At 58.5% G+C, this 21,657-nt stretch carries 22 protein-coding genes and 1 other RNA gene; 11 read left to right on the top strand and 12 right to left on the bottom strand.

What is annotated here, in order from left to right; translation table 11 throughout:
* Window positions 1-11 precede the first annotated feature (11 nt).
* On the bottom strand, window positions 12-1,820 hold the full coding sequence (locus QRN85_RS16590) for an ABC transporter transmembrane domain-containing protein (protein ID WP_113169347.1): 1,809 nt from the start codon (window positions 1,818-1,820) through the stop codon (window positions 12-14).
* A gap of 254 nt (window positions 1,821-2,074) precedes the next feature.
* On the opposite strand from QRN85_RS16590, the gene rpmE reads away from it, so the two are divergent.
* Entirely contained in the window at window positions 2,075-2,296 is a 222-nt protein-coding gene (gene rpmE / locus QRN85_RS16585) for a 50S ribosomal protein L31 (RefSeq protein WP_062584516.1), read from the top strand.
* Between the two features lie 135 nt (window positions 2,297-2,431).
* Here rpmE and rcdA read toward each other — a convergent pair whose 3' ends face one another.
* From rcdA to QRN85_RS16570, 3 genes are all read right to left on the bottom strand, one after another.
* A complete protein-coding gene (rcdA, locus tag QRN85_RS16580) occupies window positions 2,432-2,947 on the bottom strand; it encodes a protease adaptor protein RcdA (protein WP_284759385.1) in 516 nt (171 codons plus the stop codon).
* A 356-nt stretch (window positions 2,948-3,303) separates the two neighbouring features.
* The gene (locus QRN85_RS16575) at window positions 3,304-3,498 is read right to left on the bottom strand and encodes a DUF1192 domain-containing protein (RefSeq protein WP_284759384.1); all 195 of its coding nucleotides are present in this window, start codon (window positions 3,496-3,498) and stop codon (window positions 3,304-3,306) included.
* Window positions 3,495-4,772, bottom strand: a complete 1,278-nt coding sequence (locus QRN85_RS16570; protein ID WP_062584520.1) for an MFS transporter — start codon at window positions 4,770-4,772, stop codon at window positions 3,495-3,497. Before QRN85_RS16570 ends, QRN85_RS16575 begins: the two co-directional genes overlap by 4 nt.
* 132 nt (window positions 4,773-4,904) lie before the next feature.
* On the opposite strand from QRN85_RS16570, the gene QRN85_RS16565 reads away from it, so the two are divergent.
* Window positions 4,905-5,060, top strand: a complete 156-nt coding sequence (locus tag QRN85_RS16565) for a hypothetical protein (protein ID WP_284759383.1) — start codon at window positions 4,905-4,907, stop codon at window positions 5,058-5,060.
* A gap of 32 nt (window positions 5,061-5,092) precedes the next feature.
* Here the strand turns inward: QRN85_RS16565 and QRN85_RS16560 are convergent, their stop codons facing one another.
* The 4 genes from QRN85_RS16560 to QRN85_RS16545 form a co-directional block, all read right to left on the bottom strand.
* Complete coding sequence (locus QRN85_RS16560; protein WP_112962978.1) at window positions 5,093-5,572, bottom strand: helix-turn-helix domain-containing protein; 480 nt, start codon at window positions 5,570-5,572, stop codon at window positions 5,093-5,095.
* Between the two features lie 237 nt (window positions 5,573-5,809).
* The gene (locus tag QRN85_RS16555) at window positions 5,810-6,835 is read right to left on the bottom strand and encodes a class I fructose-bisphosphate aldolase (protein WP_284759382.1); all 1,026 of its coding nucleotides are present in this window, start codon (window positions 6,833-6,835) and stop codon (window positions 5,810-5,812) included.
* 331 nt (window positions 6,836-7,166) lie between these two features.
* Window positions 7,167-8,369: a phosphoglycerate kinase gene (locus QRN85_RS16550; protein WP_284759381.1), complete on the bottom strand. Its 1,203-nt coding sequence runs from the start codon at window positions 8,367-8,369 to the stop codon at window positions 7,167-7,169.
* A gap of 75 nt (window positions 8,370-8,444) precedes the next feature.
* A complete protein-coding gene (locus tag QRN85_RS16545) occupies window positions 8,445-10,322 on the bottom strand; it encodes a potassium/proton antiporter (RefSeq protein WP_284759380.1) in 1,878 nt (625 codons plus the stop codon).
* Between the two features lie 513 nt (window positions 10,323-10,835).
* Here QRN85_RS16545 and QRN85_RS16540 point away from each other — a divergent pair.
* Window positions 10,836-11,114, top strand: coding sequence for a ribbon-helix-helix domain-containing protein (locus tag QRN85_RS16540; protein ID WP_062584526.1), 279 nt, complete (start codon window positions 10,836-10,838; stop codon window positions 11,112-11,114).
* Complete coding sequence (locus tag QRN85_RS16535; protein ID WP_284759379.1) at window positions 11,114-11,422, top strand: type II toxin-antitoxin system RelE/ParE family toxin; 309 nt, start codon at window positions 11,114-11,116, stop codon at window positions 11,420-11,422. The genes QRN85_RS16540 and QRN85_RS16535 overlap by 1 nt, the downstream gene beginning before the upstream one ends.
* A 109-nt stretch (window positions 11,423-11,531) precedes the next feature.
* Here the strand turns inward: QRN85_RS16535 and gap are convergent, their stop codons facing one another.
* Both gap and tkt read right to left on the bottom strand, forming a co-directional pair.
* The gene (gene gap, locus QRN85_RS16530; protein ID WP_062584529.1) at window positions 11,532-12,542 is read right to left on the bottom strand and encodes a type I glyceraldehyde-3-phosphate dehydrogenase; all 1,011 of its coding nucleotides are present in this window, start codon (window positions 12,540-12,542) and stop codon (window positions 11,532-11,534) included.
* A 94-nt stretch (window positions 12,543-12,636) separates the two neighbouring features.
* Window positions 12,637-14,619, bottom strand: a complete 1,983-nt coding sequence (gene tkt / locus QRN85_RS16525; RefSeq protein ID WP_284759378.1) for a transketolase — start codon at window positions 14,617-14,619, stop codon at window positions 12,637-12,639.
* 323 nt (window positions 14,620-14,942) lie between these two features.
* Between tkt and QRN85_RS16520 the strand changes: the two genes are divergently transcribed.
* The 6 genes from QRN85_RS16520 to QRN85_RS16495 all read left to right on the top strand — a co-directional run bounded on the left by QRN85_RS16520 (window position 14,943) and on the right by QRN85_RS16495 (window position 18,881).
* The gene (locus tag QRN85_RS16520) at window positions 14,943-15,215 is read left to right on the top strand and encodes a DUF4164 domain-containing protein (RefSeq protein WP_062584532.1); all 273 of its coding nucleotides are present in this window, start codon (window positions 14,943-14,945) and stop codon (window positions 15,213-15,215) included.
* A gap of 12 nt (window positions 15,216-15,227) precedes the next feature.
* Window positions 15,228-15,605 carry a cell division protein ZapA gene (locus QRN85_RS16515; protein WP_062584533.1) on the top strand — a complete coding sequence of 126 codons (378 nt, stop codon included), beginning with the start codon at window positions 15,228-15,230 and terminating at the stop codon, window positions 15,603-15,605.
* Between the two features lie 147 nt (window positions 15,606-15,752).
* Window positions 15,753-15,911, top strand: a non-coding RNA gene (ssrS, locus tag QRN85_RS16510) — 6S RNA.
* A 293-nt stretch (window positions 15,912-16,204) separates the two neighbouring features.
* Window positions 16,205-17,467 carry a hemolysin family protein gene (locus QRN85_RS16505; RefSeq protein WP_062584534.1) on the top strand — a complete coding sequence of 421 codons (1,263 nt, stop codon included), beginning with the start codon at window positions 16,205-16,207 and terminating at the stop codon, window positions 17,465-17,467.
* Window positions 17,467-18,060, top strand: a complete 594-nt coding sequence (locus tag QRN85_RS16500; protein WP_284759377.1) for a 5-formyltetrahydrofolate cyclo-ligase — start codon at window positions 17,467-17,469, stop codon at window positions 18,058-18,060. The genes QRN85_RS16505 and QRN85_RS16500 overlap by 1 nt, the downstream gene beginning before the upstream one ends.
* Complete coding sequence (locus QRN85_RS16495; RefSeq protein WP_062584538.1) at window positions 18,057-18,881, top strand: TIGR00282 family metallophosphoesterase; 825 nt, start codon at window positions 18,057-18,059, stop codon at window positions 18,879-18,881. The genes QRN85_RS16500 and QRN85_RS16495 overlap by 4 nt, the downstream gene beginning before the upstream one ends.
* A 390-nt stretch (window positions 18,882-19,271) precedes the next feature.
* Here the strand turns inward: QRN85_RS16495 and QRN85_RS16490 are convergent, their stop codons facing one another.
* The gene (locus tag QRN85_RS16490; protein WP_284759376.1) at window positions 19,272-19,559 is read right to left on the bottom strand and encodes a hypothetical protein; all 288 of its coding nucleotides are present in this window, start codon (window positions 19,557-19,559) and stop codon (window positions 19,272-19,274) included.
* A 588-nt stretch (window positions 19,560-20,147) separates the two neighbouring features.
* On the opposite strand from QRN85_RS16490, the gene QRN85_RS16485 reads away from it, so the two are divergent.
* Window positions 20,148-20,999, top strand: a complete 852-nt coding sequence (locus QRN85_RS16485; RefSeq protein WP_284759375.1) for an MBL fold metallo-hydrolase — start codon at window positions 20,148-20,150, stop codon at window positions 20,997-20,999.
* 24 nt (window positions 21,000-21,023) lie between these two features.
* Here QRN85_RS16485 and QRN85_RS16480 read toward each other — a convergent pair whose 3' ends face one another.
* Entirely contained in the window at window positions 21,024-21,527 is a 504-nt protein-coding gene (locus QRN85_RS16480; RefSeq protein ID WP_062584543.1) for a pyridoxamine 5'-phosphate oxidase family protein, read from the bottom strand.
* Window positions 21,528-21,657 lie beyond the last annotated feature (130 nt).

The following is a 21,657-nucleotide window of genomic DNA, read 5'->3' as shown; positions in this document are numbered from 1 at the left end:
AGGGAAACGCTCTAGCTTGTCTTGACCAGCGTCACGACCTCGTCATTGCCGGTTTCGAACTGAAGGCGGGCAAGCTTTGCGTAGAGACCGCCTTGACGAGACAGGCTCTGATGCGTGCCTTCTTCGATAATGCGGCCCTCATCCATGACCAGAATGCGATCTGCCTTCAGGACAGTTGCAAGGCGATGGGCAATGACGATGGTGGTCCGCTTGGCGATGAGCTGATCGAGCGCCTTTTGCACCAAAGTTTCACTCTCGGCATCAAGTGCGGAGGTGGCCTCGTCGAGCAGCAGGATCGGCGCATCGCGAAGAATGGCACGGGCGATGGCAATGCGCTGGCGCTGGCCACCGGAAAGCGTTACCCCACGCTCGCCGACAACCGTATCGTACCCATCCTGGAGTTTGGCGATGAACCCGTCGGCCTGCGCCGCGATGGCTGCTGCCCTAACTTCCTCACGGCTGGCGCCCGGCTTGCCGAAGGCGATGTTGTCGTGAATGGAGGATGCAAAGACCGCCACGTCCTGCGGTACGATGGCGAGGCGGGAGCGCAGGTCTTCAAGGGTCACGGAGCGGATGTCTATGCCGTCTATCGTGATGCGGCCTGCCTGCGGATCGTAAAAGCGCATGAGAAGCGAAAAGACCGTACTCTTTCCCGCGCCGGAGGGACCGACAATCGCGACCGTCTCGCCTGGGGATACCTTGAAGGACAGGTCGGAGATGATCGGTCTGTTGTTCCCCTGGGGGTAGTGGAAAGCGACGTTTTCAAAGCTGGCTTCACCCCGGGCGGGCACGGGCAGGGCGAGCGGGTTCGCCGGATTTTCGACCGGTGATTTCTCATTCAGCAGTTCGGAAAGTCGTTCGGCCGCGCCGCCCGCCTGCGAAAGCTCTCCCCAGACTTCGGACAATTGCCCGAGGGAACTTGCAGCGATAACGGAATAGAGAACGAACTGGCTGAGCGTGCCAGCCGAAATCGTGCCGACGAGGACGCCATGGGCGCCGTACCACAAGACGGCGACCACGCTGCCGAAGACGAAGCTGATGGCGACGGCGGTCAGCACGGCGCGGGCACTGATGGCGGAGCGTGCCCCCTGATAGGCCTTTTCCACCGATTCATTGTAGCGGGCATTTGCCAGCATTTCGGCGTTGAAGGACTGGATGGTCCGGCTGGCAGCAATGGTTTCAGCAGCAAAGGCGGCGGATGCCGCAAGCGTATCCTGCGTTGTTCTGGAGCGGGAGCGCACGGAGCGACCAAAGGCGATCAGCGGGAAGACGATGAGGGGAATGGCCAGCAGCGCAAGGCCTGAGAGGCTGGGGCTGGTGTAGACCATCATCGCCACGCCGCCGAGACAGAGCAGGATGTTGCGCAGCGCGACGGAGGCGGACGAGCCGAAGGCAGAGCGTATCTGAACCGTGTCTGCGGTTAGCCTCGATGTGAGTTCCCCGGAGTGGTTGACGTCGAAAAAAGCCTGCGACAAGGACGTCAGATGCGCGAAAACATCATGGCGAAGGTCGGCGACAACCCGTTCGCCGATCGTCATGACGTAATAATAGCGCATGGCGCTGGCCAGCGCGAGAACGACCGCTATGGCCAGAAGCATGGCGAAGTAGCTGTTGATCATGGCGCCATCGGCACCTTCGAAGCCATGGTCGATGATCCGGCGAACAGCGAGTGGCAGCGCGAGCGTGGTTGCCGATGAGAGCACAAGGGCAAAAAGTGCTGCGGCAACGAGGCCGCGATATCGTTTCAGATAAGGGAAGAGGCTGGCAAGCGGTCGTGGAGACTTGCGCCGGGCCGTTTTCTGTTCCTGCATATCTTCCACTTCATACTCCCGCATCTGCCAGTTTCGCGTCGATTTTCCCGAGTTTCTGGCAATATCAAAGGTGTCTTATCAGATGTGTGACCAAGTAGGGTTCCATACATCGGCAGGCACTTGTTATCTCGGCGACCTTCATGTATAGGCTCCGCATCGAATTGGGAAGCCATGGCCAAATGGTCTGGAGCTTCATATTGAATTGGCTCAGTTGACGCAATTGCGGCAAATGGTCCGCATGTCACTAAAGCAGGAAGATTGTCATGAAGGCTGAAATTCATCCAGACTATCACGTGATCAAAGTGGTCATGACCGATGGCACAGAATACGAAACACGCTCCACATGGGGCTCCGAGGGTCAGGTCATGAACCTCGAAATCGATCCAAAGTCGCATCCGGCATGGACCGGCGGCAACCAGCAGCTGATGGACCGCGGTGGCCGCGTTTCCAAGTTCAACAAGCGCTTCGGCGGCCTCGGCCTCTAAGCCTGTTGATCCTCTCAGGATTAAAAAAGCCCCGGAGCGATCCGGGGTTTTTTGTTGCCTGAAGTTATGCGCGATATTTCAGGAAATAAAAAAGCAGGCCGAAGCCTGCTTAATTTTATTCTCATTTTCGAAAACTTAGTTTCCGGCGAATGCCGTGCGCAGCAGGTTAAGCTGGGCCTGAACGCTGTTTTCGTTGTCTGGAACCTTCGAAGCTTCCGCCGGGCGATAGATTTCGCGGTCGAGAAGGGCGACGCGGTTCTGGAGGCGAAGAGAGCGCTCAACCAGATCGCGGAAGGACTCCGGCAGATCGTTCCAGCCCGGCGCGTTACGATCTACGTTGAAGTTATCGAGACGCACCTTGTTCTTCTCGCTCAGAACCTGATCACGGCTCATCTCGCCATTGTTGACGGCGCGCTGCAGAAGAAGCCAGGATGCCATCTGCATCAGGCGGGTGGTGAGCCGCATGGATTCAGCTGCGTACAGAACCGACGCCATGCGCGGCAATACCTTGGAGGCAGCGCGTCCGGAACCGTCGAGATAAGTCGCAGTTTCCTCAACCAAAGTCATACCCTCAGAATAGAGAGTCTTGAACTGGTTGGATGCTGCAGCCCGGCCAGCAAAACTGATTGTATTCAAAACCTGTTCTGACATTTTTTCCAAATCCTGCTTACGCACCATACAACTGGCAACGGAGTAGAGGCTTAATAGTTCCGGCCTCTTTGTATTTTCAGGATGATATCAATAACGCAAATGCGCAAGCTGATTATTAAAGAAAGGTTAATACCCACAGCTTTGGCGATATTGTTACGGGATAAAAAAAGAGCCGCAGAAGCGGCTCTCAAGGTAAAACAGGGAGAAAAATCAGACCAATTCGCCGATAGGAGAAACTGCCTGAGGTCCAGAAGAACTGGACATGTATAGTTATCGCTCAAAAAGCTTAATTTTGCGTTAATGGTAAACGAAACGCTGTCCCGCGCCGTAACGTTAATGAACAGTTTCGACAGCAGTTACGAGCGAAACAGGGTTTCGGCTGCCTTTCGTCCGGCGGACTTCTTTTCCCGTTCATCTTCGATCCGTTTGATCTCTGCCTGAAGAATTGCAACGCGCGCGGTCAGCTCGTCAACCGAAAGAAGGCTGAGATCGCCACCGATCACATGAGTCGTTGCCTGTCTCTTCAGATGTTCGTCATCGAAAACACTCATATGCCAGCTCCTTTTTCAAGTTCCGCCTCATCCTCCGGGTAGTGGGGTGCACGGGGATCAAGCGACACGCTCTCGGGTGTGGCCAGCGGTGCCGCAGCAGCGGTGGAGAAATTGTCCTTCTCCGCCGTAGACAGTGCGGCGCGCTGCCTGGAGCGGAAGATAGCATAGGCGCTGATCAGCAGATGGGAAACCGCTGTGACCATGAAAAGTGCGTAGGGACCAAAGGCGGTCATGATCGGACCGCCCAGCGTTGGCCCGATGATGGTGCCGATACCATAGAGCAGCAGCAGGCCGCCGGATACTTTGACGAAGTCTTCCGAGGAGGCGAAGTCATTGGCATGGGCGACGGCGATGGGGTAGAGCGCGTTGGCCGCTGCGCCATAAACGGCGATCATGCCGATCAGGAAGTAGACATGGCTTGGCTGGATAAGCGTAACCGCCAGCCCGGCCACGGCCGCCAGGCCGGAAAGACCGGCTAGCACGAAGCGCCGGTCGATGCGATCGGACAGCTTGCCCGCCGGAAACTGCGCTAGCGCACCGACAAAGATCGTGACGCTGACCATGATGGCAATGGTGGTGGGCTCGAGCCCGGCGCGGGCACCGAAGACAGCACCCAGCGTGCCATAGGCGCCGTTGGCAATGCCGATCAGCAATATGCCGACGAATGACACCGGCGAGGTTCGGTAGAGGGCAGGCAGGTCCAGCTTGACCTTTTTCAGAGGTTGGGGACTTTCGGCCCTCGACAGCATGGCAGGCATGATGGCGACGCAGTAGATGATGGCGCAGACCATGAAGAGCGAGGTGGTGCTGACATTGCCAAAGGGCACGACGAGCTGCCCGGCCACGACGCCGAACAGCGTGATGGCGATATAGAGCGAGAAGATCGCGCCCCGGCTTTCATTGGTGGCGCGCTCGTTCAACCAGCTTTCGATGATCATCGACGTGCCAGCCGTGCAGAAGCCGGTAAGCGCCCGCAGCGAGACCCAGGCCACATCATCGATGAGAAGTCCCGTAAGCAGCACCGTCAGGCAAATGAGCGCGACGAAACTTCCGAACGCCCGGATATGGCCTGCGCGACGCACGATGGCCGGTGCTACAAAACAGCCTATGACGAAGCCAGCCGCCCAGGACGTGCCAAGAAAACCAAGGACTTCATTGGAATAGCCTTCAGCCGACCCGCGCACGGGCAGCAGAAGGCCCTGCAGGCCATTGCCAAGAAACAGAAACAAGGTGCTGGATAAAAGAGCGAATACGGGTAGAAGGTTTCTGCTCATGAAGCCACTCTCATGCTAAGCGATTCAGGATGTAGATCTGGTCGGCGACGCGCGAATAGGTTGCCCGTCCTTGGTGAACATTAAAAATGTCCAGCCTGTGACGCTGTTTCAATAAAGCCAAAAGGTTTCGGGATGACGAAGGCAATCGGGCTATTTCTTCTTCTGGCCATGGGCGTCCAGCTTATCCGCCCGCTCGGCCTGCCCGGACTGCGCAAGCGCGGCGATTTCTGGAAGATCGCCATCGCGGCATTCGTCATCTGGACGCTGGTGCTGCTGCTGCGGCCTTGAGGGTGTAGGCGGGCAATGGCGCAGGGCTGTGCCTAGAGCTTCCTCTTCAAATAATGCTCGACGCGTCGCTTTTCCCAGTCACCATTGAGAAACGGCACAAGCTCGAAGGTCGTCAGGCCGTGCCCGACAAGGCCAATCCCCCAGCCGAGAGCGGGCCAAACCACCCATAAATAGCTGGGGCTGGTGGTAAGATTGATGACTAGAAGAAACGTCATCACCGCGCTATATTTGACGACGTGCAAGTAAAACGCCTTGATCTGGCGCACGCGAGCGAAAGCAACGGCCTCTTCGGCCTCCGAGGTGCTGTTGGGTGTGAGCGGCATGTCTTTTCGATCCTGTCCCGAGAGTTGCGATACATCGATCTCGAAGATGGCGGCCAAAGTGTTCATGGTCTCGAGACTGGGCTGCTGCCCGCCTTCGATCCTCTGGATTGTGCGCGTGCTCAGGCCGCTGACAGTGGCCAGTTGTTCCTGCGACCAGCCGCGTTGCAATCTCAGTTTCTGAATCAACATTGTCCTGTCTCCGAATTCGATCTCGAAACTCTGCATCTCTTCGCCGCCCACCACCACGTCAGCAAGCCGACTGTCGTGGCGGTGGCATGTCCGTGTCGTACGGATTGAGGGCTTTGTCGCAGAGATTGCATCTTGCCTTTACCGCCGGGGATCGAAAAGGGGAGGGTGGCGAAAAAAGAAAACGCCCGCAACGGAGCTGCGGGCGTTTACAATGTCATGCGAGAAAGGGCTTCTGCCTTACGCCGCCTTTTCGAGTTCCTGCTGCCAGTTGCCAAGCGCGGCGAGCGTGTTCATTTCGGCGCGGTGGCGGAAGGCGCGTTGGCCGGCGGCGACGTTTTCCTGTTTGCCGCCCCATGCCTTGAGCGCTGCATCCTGCAGGGCGCGGCCGTAGGAATAGGTGAGCGCCCAGGGCAGGTCATAGCCGCTGTTCATAGCCGACAGGTGGGCGGTGGCTTCTTCCGAGGACTGGCCGCCGGACAGGAAGGCGATGCCGGGAACGGCGGAGGGGACGGTGGACTTCAGAACCTTGACGGTCTTCTCGGCCACTTCAGCCACCGACGCCTTGCGGGCGTTCTTGCCGTCGATGATCATGTTCGGCTTCAGGATCATGCCCTCGAGCTTGACGCGGGCATCATAGAGATCGGTAAAGACGGTGCGCAGGACCCATTCGGTTACTTCCGCACAGCGATCGATGCTGTGGGTGCCGGGTTCGCCGTCCATGAGCACTTCCGGCTCTACGATGGGGACGATGCCAGCTTGCTGGCAGAGCGCTGCATAACGGGCGAGTGCCTGGGAATCCGCCTTTATGGAACCCCATGTGGGCAAGCCACCGCCGATGTTGATGACGCCGCGCCACTTGGCAAAGCGCGCACCGGCATCATAATAGGTCTTGAGGCGATCTGCGAGACCATCGAGGCCTTCGGTAACGGTTTCGCCCGGGAAGAAAGCCTGCGGCTTTGCGCCCATATCCACCTTGATGCCGGGAATGCTGTCTGCAGCGCGGATGATATCAACAAAAGGCGTGCCATCTGCAGCCTTCTGGAACAGGGTCTCCTCATAAAGAATGACGCCCGAAATGCACTTCGTCATAGCCTCTTCCGTGCGGAAGAGCATTTCCCGGTAATCGCGACGGGTGGTTTCCGTGGATTCCAGATTGATGCTGTCAAAACGCTTCTTGATGGTGCCGGTGGATTCGTCTGCGGCAAGCAGACCCTTCCCATTGGCGACCATTTTCACCGCAATATCTTCAAGACGCTCGCTCATTTCAAATCTCCCTTGGGCATGATGGATTTTGGGTTACCAGAAGATCCAAGGCAGGAAAATGGCACGCTAACTCATTGAAACGATTGAAATCATTTCAATCGTTTGAAACTTTAGAAAATCTTTAAAAGCTTTAAATTGGTGAGCTGGTGGAACGCCAAGCGTAACATGCAGCGTGGAAGAGCCGGCGAGCATATTCGTCATGCTCGAGCTTGTCCCGCGCATCTGAAACGTCGCGTCTTCGAAGGGGGAGGATATTCTTGGCAGGGGCTTAAGGATGACGTCGAGGATAGGGCATCTGAGGCGGGCGAGCCGCCTCAGATAAATTTCCGCATTACTTCTGTTCGTTGAGGATTGCCACGCCGGGCAGGACCTTGCCTTCCATCCATTCCAGGAAGGCGCCGCCTGCGGTGGAGATGTAGGTGAAGTCCTGCGTGACGCCAGCATGGTTGAGCGCTGCGACCGTATCGCCACCACCGGCGACCGAAACCAGCTTGCCGGACTTGGTGCATTCGGCGGCGTGCTGGGCAGCGGCAACGGTTGCCTTGTCGAAGGGTGCGATTTCAAAGGCGCCGAGCGGGCCGTTCCAGACCAGCGTTTCGGCGCGCGAAATCCAGCCCTTGATGGCCTCGACGGATTTCGGACCGACATCGAGCACCATCGCATCGTCAGGGATGGCGTTGATGTCGACGACTTCGTTGTCCGCATTCGCCTTGAACTCGCGGGCGACAACGCCGTCTTCCGGCAGGACGATGGCGCAGCCTGCGGTCGCGGCCTCGATCATGATCTGCTTGGCTGTTTCGGCCAGATCATGCTCGCAGAGCGACTTGCCGACATGGGTGCCGCGTGCGGCGAGGAAGGTGTTGGCCATGCCGCCGCCGATGACGAGAGCATCGACCTTCTTCACAAGGTTCATCAACAGATCGATCTTGCTGGAAACCTTGGCGCCGCCGACGATGGCAACGACCGGGCGAGCTGGTGCGCCGAGGCCCTTTTCCAGCGCCTCAAGCTCGGCCTGCATGGTGCGACCGGCATAGGCGGGCAGGTGGCGGGCAAGGCCTTCTGTCGATGCGTGAGCGCGGTGAGCGGCGGAGAAGGCATCGTTGACATAGATATCGCCGTTCTTTGCGAGTTCTGCGACGAAGGCGGTGTCGTTCTTTTCTTCGCCCTTATGGAAGCGGGTGTTTTCCAGAAGAAGCACATCGCCGTCTGCCATCTTGGCGATGGCATCGGCTGCAACCGGGCCGATGGAGTCGGCGGCAAAATGAACGGTGAGGCCGAGAACCTCTTCTGTCGCTGAAACGATCTGCGACAGCGACATATCCGCGACGGGCTCACCCTTCGGGCGGCCAAAATGGGCCAGCAGAATGACTTTCGCGCCCTTCTTCGACAATTCGAGAATGGTGGGCGCTACGCGCTCGATGCGGGTCTTGTCTGTAACCTTGCCGTCAGCAACCGGCACGTTGAGATCAACGCGGACGAGGACGCGCTTTCCGGAGATGTCGGTGAGGTGATCGAGGGTCTTGAAGGCGGGCATATATCGATCCTGATATCGTTGAACGGAATGGCTTCGCGGGCGACCATACTATGCCTGACCGACGGTGCAAGTCGCTCAGCGATCATTTTCTCCACGCGAAGTCGTGTCCTTTGGTGCTGGTATCGTGTTACCGGCGGCGGCTGCCTTGTCGCGCCGTCGCTGCGCCAGATATTGCCGCGTGCGGGCGACGATGTCTTTGAGGCTGATGAAGACCGGCAGGGCCATGGCAGGCTCGACCGGCTCCAGCGAGATGCCGACACTTGATATGGCGTGGTTCTCATCGAGGTCCCGCACGATGAGAATGAGCGAGCCAAGCCGGACGCGATCGGCATATTCCGCCTTGCCGCCCAGACGGCTCTGGATGAGTTCCGAGACGGTCAAGGTCATTTCCTGCTGCGTGAGCAGACCGGGGCCGTAGGAGGCATCGAGTTCCTTTGCCGGTCCGTGCGGGGAGATGGCGAATGTGCCGAAAATATCCTCGTCATCCTTGGTGACGGGTTTGGCGCTGGCAAACAGCCGGTCCAGCAGGCGCGCATAGCTCGGCATGACAAAGAGATAGACGAGATCGTTTTCGCGCAGGCGCCCGGCATATTGATAGCGGATGGATTTGCCATCGCGCACGACGAGCGAGGGCATGGCCCAGCGCGGGATGCGCTCACCCTGAAGCACGGCGCTGCCCTTGGCGACGCGGTAGGAGATGAGCTCGTGGTTGGCGGTGCCCGGCAGGTCCACCTCCAGTTTGTCTACATCGCCCATGCGCGGCGGCACGATGAGGCCCAGGCGCGTGGCGACGGGCTTGATGGTCCAGCCCTGCAGGAGAAGAGAGACGAGAACGATGATGAAGGCGGCGTTGAAATAGATTTCCGCACCATCCAGCCCGCCAAGTGCGGGCAGGATGGCAAGCAGGATGGAAACCGCGCCACGCAGGCCGACCCACGCGACGAAGGTGGTTTCCTGCTGGGTATAGTTGAAGGGCATGAGGCTGAGCCAGACGGCGAGCGGTCTGGCAACAAAGATCAGGAACAGTCCGAGCAGAACCGCAGGCACGATGATGGCAGGAAATTGCGACGGCGTGGCGAGCAGGCCGAGCATCAGGAACATGATGATCTGCGCCAGCCAAGTCATGCCCTCATGGAAGCGGCGAATGGCACCCTTGGCGAAAATCTTGCGATTGCCAGCGACAATGCCCGCGACATAAACCGCGAGGAAGCCGCTTCCATGCAGCGCGCCGGTGAAGGAGAAGACCAGCAGGGCGAGTGCCAGCACGAGGATGGGCACCAGCCCGCGATTCACCTGAAAGCGGTTGACGACACTGACAATCATGATGCCGCCGAGAAGGCCGAAGATGACGCCAAGGCCCATTTCCTGGATGAAGAGCAGCAGGAAACTCACGTCTATCCCCGCCAGCCCCTGGCCTTTGGATACGACCTCGACAAGTGCAATGGTGAGGAAGATGGCCATCGGATCGTTGGTGCCGGATTCGACCTCCAGCGTCGAGCGGACCTGATCGCGAATGTGGATGCCGCCGATGCGCAGCAGGAAGAAGACGGCGGCTGCATCCGTGGAGGCAACGATGGAGCCGAGCAACAGGCCTTCCAGCCAGGAGAGCCCGAGCAAGAGGGCGGCAGCACCGGCAAAGAAAACCGATGTCAGCACCACGCCGACGGTTGCCAGCGAAAGGGAGGGCCCGGCTGACAGCCTGAAGGACTGAATGGAGGTGCCAAAGCCGGAATCAAACAGGATGACGGCCAGCACCAGCGAGCCCAGCATATAGGCGAGCGGATTATTGCTGAAATGAATGCCCAGCCCATCAGTGCCAGCAGCAAGGCCGATCATGAGGAAAAGAAGCAGCAGCGGAGCGCCGAAACGATAGGCGATGAGACTGGAAAATGCGGCAACGAGAACGAGGACGGTGGCGACCAGCAGCAATATATAGAATGATTCCACGCACATGCCCTTTCATGACGGTCACCGCAAGAGATGCTCCCGCGCGTCAGCAGTCAATGCGCCACGTTTTGGACGGCCACGGCGCAGGGTTTCGCGCAGCGGACAGGGCAAGGCGAGGTGTATCGAATGATACGGCAGGGCACGGTTCTACTGAGATGAGACCGAATCCTTGATGGTGATTGTTCCGAATGAAAGTGGACAAGAGCAAGGCGGAGAAGACGAAAAGGAGGGGGACGACAGACAAAGCTCTTTTCAAGGCCCATGTTTTTCTGTCGACATTTCGGACTTAAGCCTAAATTCCACTTCGCCGTGCTGCGGCGCAGCGAGTCCCTTCCTATCAACGGCTTGATCGCAGCGTATGCGGCATGATGGGCAAGATATTTGGTCGTTTAGCCGTCAACTCTAACACTTCCATCACCTGAGTTTTGACTGCCTTCCAGGCGAACTTTTCACGGATTCGGCATGTAGGATTTAATCGTGTCGCATGGTATGGTATCCGCACTCATTAAAAGGTGCGCCATGCGAACGACGAAATCACTGAGTGTGACACTGCCTTTCGAAATGGCAGAAATGGTGAAAGCCAAAGTAGCCTCTGGGGAATACGCAACGGAAAGCGAAGTCATAAGGGATGGATTGCGCACACTAGCCGCCCGCGATGCTGCGGTGGAGCGCTGGTTGAAGGAAGACGTCGCTGCCGCTTACGACGCGCACAAGATCAATCCCGGAAGAGCTGCAGAACTCGGCAAAGTGTTGGAGCGGCTTGGCCGTCGTTTCGATGAGGTTGATAACGAAGCGTGATGAAGCGTTACGACGTCAGACTATCTCCAGACGCAGAAAATGACCTCGTTGAAATCTATCGATATGTTAGCGCCACATCCCGGTCCCAGACGGTGGCGAGGCAATATCTGGATCGCATCACATCCTACCTGACATCGTTCGAAACGTTTCCAGAGCGCGGTAGCTTGCGCGATGATGTTCGCCAAGGTCTACGTGTCGTGGGTTTTGAGCGAAAGATCAGTGTTGCCTTCGTTGTGGAAGGTGACTGCGTCACCATTCTGCGGATTGCCCAGAATGGACGGCAGTTGGGCCTGACCGATAACGGTTGATGGACCATTCCAAGGGTATCGATGCCTTGAAATATAACAACACCCCAAAACACAAAACCCGGCAGGATTGCTCCAGCCGGGTTTTGCCTGTTCGCTTGTGGCGAAAAAATCAGATGGTCTTGGCGAGGGCCACAGCCGTATCGGACATGCGGTTGGAGAAGCCCCATTCATTGTCGTACCAGGTGAGGATACGCACGAAGTTGCCTTCCATGACCTTTGTCTGGTCTGTCGCGAAGATGGAGGAGTGGCTGTCGTGGTTGAAGTCGCGCGATACCAGCGGCTCGTCGGTGTAACCGAGGATGCCCTTCAGCTTGCCGTTGGAGGCAGACTTGATGGCTTCGTTGATTTCTTCGACCGAAGTGTTTCTCTTGGCCACGAACTTGAAATCGACGACCGAGACGTTTGGCGTTGGAACGCGGATCGAGGTGCCGTCGAGCTTGCCCTTGAGGTGTGGCAGCACGAGGCCAACGGCCTTTGCCGCACCGGTCGAGGTAGGGATCATGGACAGGGCTGCGGCGCGGGCGCGGTACAGGTCCTTGTGCATGGTGTCCAGCGTCGGCTGGTCGCCTGTGTAGGAGTGGATCGTGGTCATGAAGCCGTGGTCGATGCCGACGACGTCATCGAGAACCTTGACGACCGGCACCAGGCAGTTGGTGGTGCAGGATGCGTTGGAGATGACGAGGTGTTCGCTGGTCAGCTGGTCATGGTTGACGCCGAAGACAACCGTCAGATCCGCGCCTTCGCCGGGGGCCGAGATGATGACGCGCTTTGCGCCGGCGGTCAGATGCGCGGCAGCCTTGTCGCGGGCGGTGAAGATGCCCGTGCATTCCAGAGCGATATCGACGCCGAGTTCCTTGTGTGGAAGCTGGGCAGGATCACGAACGGCAGTGACCTTGATCGGCTTGCCGCCAGCAACGGTGATGGTGTCGCCGTCTACCTTGACGTCAGCCGGGAACTTGCCGTGGATGCTGTCGTAGCGCAGCAGGTGAGCATTGGTTTCAACCGGGCCGAGGTCGTTGATGGCAACGACTTCAATATCGGTGCGGCCGGATTCAACAATAGCGCGAAGGACGTTACGGCCGATACGGCCAAAGCCGTTGATGGCAACTTTCACAGTCATTTACATACTCCCTGTCAATATTTTCGAACGTGATTGGAATGGTGACGACCCGGTGCGGCGAAATCCCTGCCGCCGCACCGGATTGAAAAGAACGTCAGCCGAGCTTCGCTTCTGCTGCGGCAACCACGGCTTCCGCCGTAATGCCGAAGTGCTTGTAGAGGTCCTTGGCCGGTGCGGATGCGCCGAAGGACTGCATTCCGACAAAGGCGCCGTCATGGCCGATGAAGTAATCCCAACCCTGACGGATGGCCGCTTCGACACCGATCTTGACCGGCGAGTTGCCGATGATGGCCTTGCGATAGGTTTCCGGCTGCTCCTTGAAGAGTTCGAAGCAGGGAACGGACACGACGCGCGTGGAAATGCCCTTGACCTTGAGGTCGGCGGCAGCCTTCAGGGCGATTTCGACTTCCGAGCCGGAAGCAAAGATCGAAACCTTGGCGTCGCTTGCCGAAACCAGTTCATAGGCACCGTAGGAAACGAGGTTCTTTTCCTCATAGTCCTTGCGCGCCGGGATCAGGTTCTGACGGGTCAGAGCCAATGCCGACGGACGATGCTTCTCATGCAGGGCAATCTGCCAGGCTTCTGCCGTTTCGGTTTCATCCGCAGGGCGGAAGACCAGAAGGTTCGGAATGGCGCGAAGTGCAGCGACCTGTTCGACCGGCTGGTGGGTCGGGCCATCTTCGCCGACGCCGATGGAGTCATGCGTCAGCACGTGAACGACGCGGATGCCCATGAGTGCGGCAAGGCGGATGGACGGACGGCAATAATCCGAGAAGATCATGAAGCCGCCAGCATAGGGAATGAGACCGCCATGCAGCGCGATACCGTTCATGGCGGCTGCCATGCCGTGTTCGCGAATACCGTAATGGAGGTAACGGCCCGAGAAATCGGTCGGTGTGATCGACTTCATCTGGCTGGTCTTGGTGTTGTTGGATGGCGTCAGGTCCGCCGAGCCGCCAACGGTTTCGTTGAGAACACCGTTGATCACTTCGAGAGCATCTTCGGAAGCCTTGCGCGTGGCAACCGTTGGGTTGTCGGCGGCGATCTTCTTCTTGAAGGCGTCGATGGCGCTGTCGAAATTGCCGGTCAGGTCGCCGGAGAAACGGCGCTTGAATTCGGCCTTCTTGTCGGCATCGGCAGCTTCGAGGCGCGCTTCCCATTCCTGACGGCTCTTGGTGGAGCGAAGACCGGCAAGACGCCATGCGTCGAGCACATCTTCCGGCACGACGAACGCGTCCGCTTCCCAGTTGAGCGCCTTGCGGGTGGCAGCGATTTCTTCTGTGCCGAGCGGAGAGCCGTGGACCTTGTGCGTACCGGCCTTGTTTGGCGCGCCGAAACCGATTGTGGTCTTGCAGGCGATGAAGGTCGGGCGGTCGGACTTCTGCGCGGCTTCGATGGCGTTTGCAATCGCTTCCGGGTCATGACCGTCGATTTCGATGGTGTTCCAGTTGACGGCCTTGAAGCGGCCAATCTGGTCTGTGCTATCGGACAGGCCGACTTCGCCATCGATGGTGATGTTGTTGTTGTCCCAGAAGAGAACCAGCTTGTTGAGCTTCAGGTGGCCGGCAAGCGCAATCGCCTCGTGGCTGATGCCTTCCATGAGGCAGCCATCGCCGCACAGGACGTAAGTGAAGTGGTTCTGCAGGTCGGAGCCGAACTCCTCTTCCAGCTTGCGCTCGGCAATGGCCATGCCAACGGCATTGGCAATGCCCTGGCCAAGCGGGCCCGTGGTGGTTTCGATGCCTGTGGCGTGACCATATTCCGGGTGGCCGGCGGTCTTGGAACCCAGCTGACGGAAACGCTTGATCTCATCGATCGTCATGTCCTCGTAACCGGTGAGGTAGAGGAGCGAATAAAGAAGCATGGAGCCGTGACCGGCAGACAGCACGAAGCGGTCGCGGTCTGGCCACTGCCAGGCCTTGGGATCGAATTTCAGGTAACGTGTAAAGAGAACCGTGGCCACATCCGCTGCACCCATAGGCAGGCCTGGGTGGCCGGAATTGGCCTTCTCCACTGCATCCATGGCAAGAAATCGGATCGCATTGGCCATCCGGTCGTGTTTATCGCGAGAAATCATGGCTTTTCCGTCTGTTCCGGGTGATAGGAGATAGCCATTATGACTATCCAAAAAGCGGGTTGATCCATAGCAGGTAGGACGGGTGAGTCAATAAATCCGGGCGCCTTTGCGGTTCGATCGGCAACAAAAATCGATTCGTATTCCGGCAAGATTTTGACGGCTGCCAGCTTCGCGCTGTTCCGGTGGTGCATTCATCCACAGCGCAAAGTGCTTGAATGTATTGGTTTGATTGACGTGGCTGTTAAACGGGTAATATCGTGCAGGCGCCCTGATTGACACAAAGCAATAACGATTCGGCTTTGCTCTGCGGTTTGGAAGAAACGATGACGGCGGAAAAGACCATACAAGTCGCGTTGTCGGAGCTGAGCTCCGCCATCAACAGTCTCGAGAACGCGATCGACATGCGCATTGAACGCCAGCGCGAGAATGGCGAAGTGGAAAGCGAAGTGAAGCGCGTGCATGTGGACCGTGCGCGGCTGGCGCAGGAGCTTGACCAGTCGCAATTTCGTGCCAACCGCCTCGAGGAAGTCAACCGCGAGGTTTCCCGACGCCTTGTGACCGCGATGGAAACCATCCGCGCAGTGCTGGATCGATAAGGACTTAAATTCATGGCGCAAGTGACAGTGATGATCGATGGCAAGGCCTATCGCATGGCCTGCGAGGCGGGGCAGGAAGCCCACCTGACTGATCTCGCCGGACGGTTCGATCAATATGTCGGCCACCTCAAAAGCCAGTTCGGCGAAATTGGTGATCTGCGGCTGACCGTGATGGCGGGCATCATGATCACCGACGAGATGTCCGAACTCCACCGCAAGATCGAAATGCTGGAGGAGCAGGTCGCCAGCCTCAAGCAGAACCGTGATGGCATGGCGGAAAACAAGGCGAAGACAGAGGAACTGCTGGTAGATGCGATTTCCGATCTTTCGGCTCGTCTGAACGGCATCACGGAAAAGCTGGTGGCAAGGCCGAAGCCCGCAACGAACTGATATTCCGGCATTTTTCAGCCTTGCAGGGCATCTTGAGCGGCGACGTGCCGATGTTTGCAGCCATTCATCCGGCGTTTTGACGGGTGGGGCGATAATTCTGCGTCCATCCCCCCTTCCGCATTTCATCGAACCGACCTATATACGAGTTGCGTTCTGCGCTTCTCGACAGGAACCACAATCCCTGGGGCCATACTCGATCCAAAGGGAGCTGTCCCTGGCCAGGCCCGTGGGCTTGGACATATGGCGCCCACCTACGTTTGTAGGCACCCAGGATCGTAAATCTCCATCGGTCGCCGTGGATCGCACTTTCAACATCTGGCTCGCGTCCGGCACGAGGGCGTCCTGCCTGACCTGACGGGTCGGCGGCATACCCGATTACCGCACCCAAATAGGTCAACCACTGCTGCGCGCCTGGGCTCTTTAGGGCGCAAAGCGCTGTATGGCTTTATTTTTTAAACTGCCGGTCATTGCATTGGTGGAACATTTCCCTATTATCCGTGTTGGTATGTCCGCTCCCGCTCTCAACTATAGCGACAGTGGTTGCAGCCGCGACATGCCGTTCAACAGCCCAAAAAGAGCTAAACTTGTTTACTGAAATTATGATCGTGGTTCTGCTCACCGTACTTAACGGTGTGCTTGCCATGTCCGAGCTTGCCGTCGTCTCCTCCAGACCGGCGAGGCTCAAGGTGCTTGCCGCGCAAGGCAGCAAAGGCGCTGCCATGGCGCTGACGCTTGGAGAAAATCCAGGACGCTTCCTCTCCACCGTGCAGATCGGCATTACGCTTGTCGGCGTTCTCTCGGGTGCATTTTCCGGTGCCACGCTGGGTGCCCGCTTCACCGCATGGCTTTTGGAGCAGGGCGTGCCGGACCGTGCAGCCGACGCCATCGGCGTGGGTGCGGTCGTCGTTGCCATCACCTATCTCTCGCTGATCGTCGGTGAGCTCGTTCCCAAGCAGATTGCCCTGCGCGACCCGGAAAAGGTTGCCGTGCGGGTTTCTCCTGCCATGGTCATGCTGTCGAAGATCGGTGCGCCGCTGGTGTGGCTGCTCGACCGTTCGGGCAAGCTGGTTCTGGCCATTCTCGGCCATAGCGGCGAATCCAACGCCTCCGTAACCGACGATGAAATCCGCACGGTTCTGGCGGAGGCCCATAGCGCCGGTGTGATCGAGACGGAAGAATCCGCCATGATCACCAGCGTCATGCGCCTTGCCGACCGCAATGCCCGCGGCCTGATGACGCCGCGTCGCGATGTGGAAGTGGTCGACATCGAAGACACGGCAGAAGAAATCCGCGAGCAGCTGCGTGGCACGCAACGGTCGCGCCTGCCGGTTCGCAATGGCGCTTCCGATGAAATTCTCGGCGTGCTGTTCGCCAAGGATGCCTTCGATGCGCTTGCATCGGGCAAGGAGCTGGATGTTCGCGAGCTTCTGCGCGAGGTTCCTGTCGTCTCCGACCTGACGAGCGCCGTCGATGTGATCCAGTCGCTGCGCCGCTCCACCGTTCACATGGTTCTCGTCTACGACGAATACGGCCATTTCGAAGGCATCATCAGCTCCGGCGACGTGCTGGAAGCCATTACCGGCGCGTTTCAGGAAGATGACGGCGAAGAGCCTGCCATGGTGGAACGTGAGGATGGCAGCTTCCTCGTTGCTGGCTGGATGCCTGCCGACGAATTTGCCGACCGCATGGGCTTCCAGATTTCCGACGACGCCGAATTCGAAACCGTGGCCGGTCTGGTGCTGGACGAATTCCGCCGCCTGCCGGAGTTGGGCGAACACGTCACCCGCAATGGCTGGCGATTTGAAGTCATCGACCTCGACGGGCACCGGATTGACAAGGTGCTGGTTAGCCGGGCGGCTTGATGCAGCCGGGCGGTCTCGACAAAGCCCGGATACGTGCCGAGCGTCTCGCCTTGCGGGACACTCTTTCCGTTGAGGAACGCCGGGAAAAAAGTCTCGCCATTGCGCAAAACGGTACCCACGCGCTGAAACGCTTTTCCGGCAAGACGGTGTCGGGCTTTCTCCCGATCCGCTCCGAGGCGGACCTTCGGCCCTTGATGGACATGCTGCGGGATGGCGGTATGCGCCTGTGCCTGCCGGTCATTCTCGACCGTGAGACCATCGTCTTCAGGGAATTTGCAAGGGACACGCAGCTCGTCAAGACGGGCTTTGGTACCTCGGGCCCGGACGAGGATGCAGCGGTGCTGGAGCCCGACATTCTGCTGGTGCCGCTATCTGCATTCGATGGCACGGGGCAGCGGATCGGCTACGGGGCCGGGCATTACGACCGCGCAATTGCCAGACTCCATGCAAAAGGACTGAATCCGCTGCTGATCGGCATTGCATTCGACTGCCAGGAAGTGCCATCAGTGCCCGCGCAAGAGCATGACGTGGCGCTGGATGCCGTTCTGACCGAGAGCGGTATGCGATATTTCAATGGACGGACGGCGGAATGAGATTACTGTTTCTCGGGGATATGGTTGGCAAGACGGGTCGCACGACGGTGTGGGAGCGTCTTCCGGGGCTGATCTCCGATCTCAAGCTGGACTTCGTCATCGTCAATGGCGAGAACGCCGCGGGCGGTTTCGGCATTACCGAGGATATCTACCTCGAAACGATCAATGCCGGGGCCGATGTGGTGACAACCGGCAACCACGTCTGGGACCAGAAGGAAGCGGTTTCCTTCTGCGAGCGCCATGACCAGTTTCTGCGCCCGGCCAATTACCCCAAGGGCACGCCCGGCAAGGGCTCCGGCCTGTTTTATGCCCGCAACGGCGCGCGCATTCTGGTTGCCAACATCATGGGCCGCGTCTTCATGCACCCGGAACTGGATGACCCCTTCAGCTCTGCCGAGAGCATTCTGGGGGCCTGCCCGCTGGGTGAACAGGCGGATGCGATCGTCTTCGATTTCCACGCCGAGGCAACCAGCGAGAAACAGTGCTTCGGCCATTTCGTCGACGGGCGTGCAAGTCTTGTCGTTGGCACCCATACCCATGTGCCGACAGCAGATGCGCAGATCCTGAATGGTGGCACCGCCTATATGTCGGATGCCGGCATGTGCGGCGATTACGATTCTTCGCTCGGCATGGAGAAGGAAGAGCCGATCAACCGCTTCATCTCGAAGATGCCCAAGGGCCGTTTCGAGGCCGCAAGCGGCCCGGCAACCATCTGCGGCGTCGGCGTCGAAATCTCCGACAGCACCGGCCTTGCGGAAAAGATCGCACCGCTGCGGATCGGCCCAAGACTGGCCGAGACCATTCCCTCATTCTGGGCGTGATTGACACTCTCTGAGTGAAACCAGCTATCTTTTTGGACGCTGAGAATCTCACCCACTTTCCGTCATTCCGGCCTTGAGCCGGAATCCAGCCAGCCCAAGTCTTTGGGCTGAGGTGAGTTTCTTGACCGAGGGGACGTCGTGTTGTGGCTGAAGAGAGTCTCTTGATCCGACGGACGTCGGATCACTGGACCCCGGATCAAGTCCGGGGTGACGGCGGGGAGTGATGGCGGGTGGGGGTTGCCGAGGGCGGTCCTTTTGCGGCCTCCAGAAGGGGTGACGGTGGTGTGTCGCGGTGGGTGGGGGTGCGGTGCGTGTCTGCGGTGCGGGTCCGATCTAATTCAATTCAGTCCGCTCCAATCCGCTCTGCTCTGTTGCAAACGCCGTCCGTGCTTATTCCTTGCGAGGGCGGTCTGCGGCGGCGATGTAGGCGTCCAGTTTGCGTAGGGCTCTGGCTCGCGCATCCTCGGGCTCACGCCGCAAGAGCTTGTCGGGTGGCAGGATCATGTAGGGCTTCGAATCGGGTGAATCTGCTTTGTTGGCCCGGCGCAGGTGGTGCATGTAAAGCCCGGCGAAGCCGAGGGCGAAGACGCAGGGCATGTAGATCAGCGAAATCTTTACCTCATCCGACATCATCCGGAAGGTGTGCAGAAGATCGGCCCAGATACTGTAATTCTCCATCGCATTTCCCCATTGCAACGGCCATGCGCGGAAAAGCGCCGCAGGCCGAGGTTCCTGTCGAAACGGAAGTGACCACCGGAGGAAACGGGCCCCTGGTGGCCGGGGAGTTCGTAAGCCGCTTAAGAACGACCACCCTGACCTTTAGGCGTTAGCCTTGGACATACGTCAGGGCCTCCCCAGCCATAGAGGTGGCAGGAGAGCTTATAGTCACAATGGACCGCCCCAGCCACATGAATATGGCTGAGGGGTGTCATCACGGCCGACACCGGCCGTCTTAAGAGGGGTTACGAGCCCCAAGACCAGCCCGTTACGTCCGGTCTCAATGCAACCATAGGGCAAGTGGGGGCGAGAGGAAATTGCTATTTTTAGCATGTGGCGCTTCTGCTACAGCCAGCGCCCGAGCGACCGACGAGCTGCTCAGAGAATGACATTGATGCCTGTGGCGCAAGGGATAGACGCCTGTGGCATGAAGGTTAAGCCTGAGCGGCAATGACGATATTGTGAGCGCCATGCTCCGCTTGCAACTGGACGAGGGCCGACCCTTGACGCATCCTGCGCGCACTCGTCTCGTTCCCGGGAGTGGTGCTGATGCTTCGCATGTTCATGCTCGCATTATCGATGCTTTCGCTGGCCGCAGCCGCATCTGCCCAGCAAGCGCCGCCCCGTCCTTCCGCCAACCGCCCGCCGATCAGCCAGTGTCAGGCTGTTGCGCAGGCCGTGCCTGGTGTGACCTTTGCCCGCTTTGATCCTTCGGCCGTTCAACCGGCGCAGGCAAATTCGAAGGAAGAGGTGCAGATACAATATATCGGGCATTCGACCTTTCTGATCACGTCGCCCGAAGGCGTTACCATCGCAACCGACTATAATGGCATTTATCGCCCGGCCGTGACGCCCGACGTGGTAACGATGAACAACGCCCATTCCACCCATTATACTGCGCATCCCGACCCGGCGATAAAGCATGTGCTGCATGGCTGGAGCGATGTTCCCGGCGAAAAGGCTGACCACAAGATACAGGTGGGCGACGTCTATATCCGCAACGTCACATCCGATATTCGCAACCGCTGGGGAGGGGGCGGGCTGTTGCAGAAGGATGGCAATTCCATCTTCATCTTCGAGGTTGCCGGGCTGTGCATCGGGCATCTCGGCCATCTGCATTACGAGCTGACGGAAAGCCAATACGCCGAAATTGGCAGGCTCGATGTGCTGATGGTGCCGGTGGATGGGGGATTGACGATGGGAACGGACAGCATGAGCAGGATCGTCAAACGCCTGCGTTCTGCGCTGATCCTGCCAATGCACCAGCCGCATGCGCTTGAGCAGTTTCTGGTGGCCTTCCGGCCGCAATTCAAAATTGGCTATGCGTCTGACCCGGTCATCCGGGTGTCGATGAGAAACCTCCCCCGCCAGCCACAGATACTGGTGCCGCAACGCATGTAAGGGCTTTCAGGGGAGGGGATAGGATCAGGCGAAAGACAGGTGCTGGCGCACACCGACATCGGGCATCTTCTCGTCCGACATATTGGCCTTGGCAATTTCCCAGCCAAACTTCAACGTGTTGTCGGTGGAGGCCCAGATTTCCGCGTCATCCACATGCAGAGCCAGCATCGTCAGCTGCGGATCGCTCTTGCCGTGCTCGTACCATGCAGCGGTAACCGAGTTCCAGTATTCGTCGATCTTGGTCTTGTCATCGCGCACTTCGAGCTTGCCCGACAGGCAGGCGTGGTAATCGTGATCCTTGCCGATGACACAGAAATGGGCGCGCGAGCCCGACTTCAGCGTCTGGACCAGATGGGAATCCTTCTTCGAGAAAAACCAGATGGTGTTCGTCTTGGGATCGGCGTGAGGCGCCATCGGCTGCATATGAGCGTGCAAGCCTTCGAGGCCAAGCATACCAGCGTGTACGGAATTGATTTCGTCCCAAAGCTGACGTGCGGGGGCGTCGCGTGCTTCACTCAGACTGACCATGAATGTCTCTCCTTCGGTTGTCGTCTTCTTCCACGATAACCGGGCATGGATGCCCGCTTTCGCACTCGTACCCAAACGAAGACGACAGATTTCAGTTCCTTGATCAGTTGAGAGAAGAGTGTGTCTTGCG

The organism is Agrobacterium sp. fls2-241-TYG-188a (assembly GCF_030209845.1).
This window is presented reverse-complemented; position numbering and strand designations above follow the sequence as displayed.